This is a genomic window from Roseiarcus sp. (genome assembly GCF_052145395.1).
Classification (GTDB): domain Bacteria; phylum Pseudomonadota; class Alphaproteobacteria; order Rhizobiales; family Beijerinckiaceae; genus Roseiarcus.
On the sequence record NZ_JBKQOT010000372.1, the window covers coordinates 1 to 4628 of the forward strand.

General features: G+C 62.5%; 4 protein-coding genes and 2 pseudogenes. All 6 read left to right on the forward strand.

Features of this window, described 5'->3' with window-relative positions; translation table 11 throughout:
• Window positions 1-227: tyrosine-type recombinase/integrase (locus tag ACLP25_RS12385; protein ID WP_442469497.1), on the forward strand; the 227-nt coding region annotated here is incomplete at its 5' end.
• 108 nt (window positions 228-335) lie between these two features.
• On the forward strand, window positions 336-1574 hold the full coding sequence (locus tag ACLP25_RS12390) for a site-specific integrase (protein WP_442469498.1): 1239 nt from the start codon (window positions 336-338) through the stop codon (window positions 1572-1574).
• A complete protein-coding gene (locus ACLP25_RS12395; protein WP_442469499.1) occupies window positions 1571-2506 on the forward strand; it encodes a tyrosine-type recombinase/integrase in 936 nt (311 codons plus the stop codon). The genes ACLP25_RS12390 and ACLP25_RS12395 overlap by 4 nt, the downstream gene beginning before the upstream one ends.
• On the forward strand, window positions 2503-3501 hold the full coding sequence (locus tag ACLP25_RS12400) for a tyrosine-type recombinase/integrase (protein WP_442469500.1): 999 nt from the start codon (window positions 2503-2505) through the stop codon (window positions 3499-3501). The genes ACLP25_RS12395 and ACLP25_RS12400 overlap by 4 nt, the downstream gene beginning before the upstream one ends.
• A 121-nt stretch (window positions 3502-3622) precedes the next feature.
• Window positions 3623-3811, forward strand: a pseudogene (locus tag ACLP25_RS12405) (tyrosine-type recombinase/integrase); the annotation flags it as partial.
• A gap of 13 nt (window positions 3812-3824) precedes the next feature.
• Window positions 3825-4019, forward strand: a pseudogene (locus tag ACLP25_RS12410) (transposase zinc-binding domain-containing protein); the annotation flags it as partial.
• Between the last annotated feature and the right edge of the window lie 609 nt (window positions 4020-4628).

The window sequence follows — 4628 nt, forward strand, 5'->3', positions numbered from 1 at the left end:
CGCCGCAACTGCTCCAACTCTTGCGCGAATGGTGGAAGGCGGCGCGGCCGCCGGTCTGGCTCTTTCCCGGCCAGAACCCGATCAACCCGGTGACGGAGCGCCAGATCAACCGCGCCGACACCGCCGCCAAAGACCTGGCTGGAATCTCCAAACGCGTTTCTCCACATACGCTGCGCCATAATTCCGAGTGCCGGATTATTCCGAGCTATCTGGCATCGATCGCTTGATATTCTTTTGATTTGAAAGGCTTGGATCGACGTTGATCGTTGGCGGCTCGGCATTATTCGGCTGTCTTCTGCGACCGAGGATTTTCCTCGGCTCAAAGGAGACAAGTGATGATCGACCCCGACAGTGGCGCGATGACGCCGGTCAAGCTGTCCTGCGTTGGCCCGTTGGCGACCCACATCAATGCATTTGCGGCATGTCTCGGCGGCGAGGGATATACGTCGAAGACGGTGCACGACAAATGCGAACTCGTGGCAAAGCTGAGTGCTTGGCTTTATCGGCGCAACCTTTCGCAGGATGTGCTTGAAGAGGGTCTGCTCGACCATTTTCACGCAGATCGTCGTCGCCAAGGCCACGTGCGGCGTGGCGAAGTGGCAACCGGCCACCAACTGCTCAGATATTTGCGTGACCTCGGTTGCATTCGGGCCATACCGCCAAGAACTGATACGACCCCTCTGGGTAGCCTCACGCGAGACTTCGAAAATCATTTGAGTTCCGAGCGTGGCCTGTCGCCGGCAACCTTGGACAACTATTTGCCAATAGTTCGACGCTTTCTTACGGAGCGGTTTGAGAGTAGGCCGATCCAGCTCGATGAACTATGCCCGGTCGACATTCATCGTTTCATTGTTCGTCACGCCCAGACAGAAAGCCGTCGCAGCGCTCAGCTGATAGTCACCGCGTTGCGTTCGTTTCTGCGCTTTCTGCGACAGCGGGGCGCGATCGCGACGGATCTCGCTGGCGGAGTGCCGGGGATCGCTAACTGGCGTCTGTCGCATCTGCCCAAGTCGCTTCCGCCTGAACAGGTCGAGCGGATGCTCGCGTCTTGCGATCGCAGCACGCCAGTCGGCGAGCGCGACTATGCGATCTTGTTGATTCTGGCGCGCCTCGGTTTGCGCGCCGGAGAGGTCATCGCCTTGACCTTGGACGATCTGGATTGGGAACGGGGCGAGATTCTCGTCCGCGGCAAGGGCCAGCGGCTGGGGCGATTGCCGCTGCCGACAGACGTCGGCGCGGCGCTGGTTGATTATTTGCGTCACGTTCGTCCCCGCTGCTCGACGCGGCCGGTCTTTATCCGCATGCGAGCGCCGTTGCGCGGCCTAGTCGGTCCCACCGCCATCGACTGTGTCGTTCGTCGCGCGCTCAAGCGCGCCGGACTGAACCCGGAGTTCAAGGGAGCCCACCTGCTACGCCACTCGGTTGCTACCAATCTGCTGCATCGAGGCGCTTCCCTCACTGAGATCGGACAACTCCTACGCCATAGCCAACCAACCACGACGCAGATCTACGCCAAGGTGGACATCGCGGCGTTACGCGCTATCGGGCTACCGTGGCCGGGAGCTGTGTCATGAGCGCGTTACATTCGGCTCTCGACGAGTATCTGGCCATGCGCCGCGCCCTCGGGCACAAGCTCTGTCTGGCTGGGCGTCTGTTGCAGCAATTCGTCGCGTTCGCCGACCAAGCCGGCGCGACTTACGTCACCACCGATCTCGCACTGGCATGGGCGACCCAACCTGCCAATGCGCAGCCGGCCGAGTGGGCCCGCCGCTTGGGGATTGCTCGTCGCTTCGCACAGTTCCACAGCGCGCTGGACCCTCGGACCACCGTGCCGCCACCCGGCCTGCTTCCGCATCGGCGCCAGCGTCCGGCTCCTTACATTTATCGCGAGGAGGAGATTACCCGCTTACTCGATGCGGCGCGGCAACTATCCTCTGCAACCGGGTTACGGCCTCATACCTACGCCACCCTCTTCGGCTTGTATGCGGTGACTGGCATGCGTTGCAACGAAGCGCTCCAGCTCGATCGCGACGACGTGGACCTGGTGAACGGCGTGCTGACGATCCGTGGCGCGAAGTTCGGCAAGTCCCGCTACGTGCCGATGCACGCTTCCACGCAATGCGTAATGAACGCCTACGCGACATGCCGGGATCGTTTGTGCCGCAGCCCTGACAGCCCAAGCTTCTTTGTCTCTGACCGCGGAGCCCGCCTCACACACTGGAGCGTCCGATGCACGTTCGTCAAATTATCTCACCAGATCGGCCTGCGCGGCGCCGGCGACAGTCGAGGGCCACGACTGCATGATCTCCGTCACCGAATGGCCGTCAATACACTCCTCGGCTGGTATCGCAACGGCGTCGATGTCGAGCGGCGCCTGCCCGAACTCTCGACTTACCTCGGCCATGCGCACATCACCGATACCTACTGGTATCTCACGGCGACGCCAGAGTTGTTGCAACAGGCGCTACTGCGGCTGGAGCCATCCGAGCGGGAGGCTCTTCCATGAACGCCGCCAACACATTCCCCACTCTTCTGGAGGCGTTCTTCGTGGACCGCCTCATGCGGCAGAGACAGGTGAGCCCCCACACCCTCGCGAGCTACCGCGATACCTTTCGTCTATTGCTGCTGTATGCGCAGCGGCAGCTTGGCAAGGCGCCCTCGGCCCTGAGGCTGCCCGATCTGGATACCCCGTTCCTCGGCGCCTTCCTCGATCACCTCGAACAGGAACGCGACAATAGCGCCCGCAGCCGCAACGTCCGCCTCGCCGCGATCCATTCCTTTTTCCGCTACGTGGCCCTGCACGCGCCAGAGCACAGCGCCTTGGCGCAGCGCGTGCTCGCCATGCCCAGCAAGCGCTATCTGCGGCGGCCGATCGACTTTCTCACGCCTGTCGAAGTGAGCGCTCTGCTGGCGGCGCCCAACCTCGACACCTGGGGCGGGCGTCGCGATCGAGCATTGCTGCTTCTTGCCGTGCAGACCGGGCTGCGAGCCTCCGAACTCCTCGGTCTGCGTTGTCAGGACATCGTGCTCGGCCCCGGCGCCCACGTGCGATGCCAAGGCAAGGGGCGCAAAGTCCGCAATACACCATTGCGCAAGGAGACCGCCGCTGTGCTGCACAGTTGGCTGCGAGAGCGCCAAGGCCAATCCTCCGAGCCTGCCTTTCCAACCACTTCCGGAAGCGCGTTGAGCCACGACGGCTTGCAATATTTGCTCACCAGGCACCTCACCGTCGCCCGTCGTCACTGCACCTCGTTATCCGGAAAACACGTGACGCCCCACGTGCTTCGACACACGCTGGCGATGGACCTGCTTCACCACGGCGTCGACCGTTCCGTGATCGCGCTCTGGCTGGGCCACGAGTCCGTCGAGACGACGTCCATTTATTTGCAGGCCGACATGCAGCTCAAGGAAGCCGCGCTAGCAAAAACGCCAGCTGCCGATGCTCACGCTACCCGATACCGACCCGACGATGACCTACTGACCTTCCTCAAGAGCCTCTGATTATGCCGATCCACATGCGCCCGATCTCCCGAGAAAGGCCTCGATTTTCGCACCACCCGGACCCCTACTCGGAATAATCCGGCACTCGGAATTATGCCGCTTATGCCGAGTTCGGCATAAGCGGCACAGCTTCGCCACGCATCTGCTCGAGCAGGGCGTCGACATTCGCGTGATCCAGGTGTTGCTTGGGCACGCGAAGCTCGAGACGACCGCGCTCTACACCCGCGTCGCCGTCAACACGGTCCGCGACATCAAGAGCCCGCTGGACCGGCTGGACATCAAGCTGACGAAGCGAACGCCGCCCGCCTGACCGCGGCCCTAAGGCGCGGCCTCACCTCGAGGTCGCCGACGTCTTTCGCGCTCATGGGGTGGCGTGGCGCAAGGCCAACGCCGGTCACGTGAGCCTCGCCCAGTTGAAGGTCATGTCGGCGATCGAGACCTGCCGGACCTCGGCGCTCGGCGGCCATGTCGAGCGCCGCGAGGACTGTGCGCATCAACGCGTCGCCTACAACTCCTGCCTTTCATGGCCGATGACGCGTGTTGAGGTACGCCACCCTGACCACCGCCGAAATATATGTGCGTGGCGATCCCACCAACAAACACGAGGCCATCGTTCCGCCGCATCTCAGGATGGCTCCTTTCGACCGCCTGACAGACTCGTCGCCATGCTCGGAGGGCTTTGTCATAGTAACGGCCGGTCGCCTGCGCGTGGCACAGCACGCCCGAGCCCACGCGGCCATTAGGCCGCGAGGGCGCGCCACTCGGCCCATTCCCGCTACGTTGGACGATGCCGATATCGTCTTTCTGGACCCCGATAATGGGCTCGGCGCGGAGACGACGAAGCACGCTACGTTCTCCGAAATCCGCCTTCTACGTAAGCCGGGACGAGCCGTGGTATTCATCACTTTCCCCGGACGAAACTTGACCCACGATGTTCTCGCGCAACGGCTACACGATCGACTTGCCGCCGAAACCTGATGTCCCTAGACGAACTACGCCAGCGCATGCCCGATCTGAGGGCTCGTCAGCGAACAGCTGAAGCCGAACTCCAGGCGCTGTCCGATCAGATCGTCGAGCGCGCCAACAGCTTGCGTCTCGCCGAAACCATCTCCGACTTCCTAACCCGC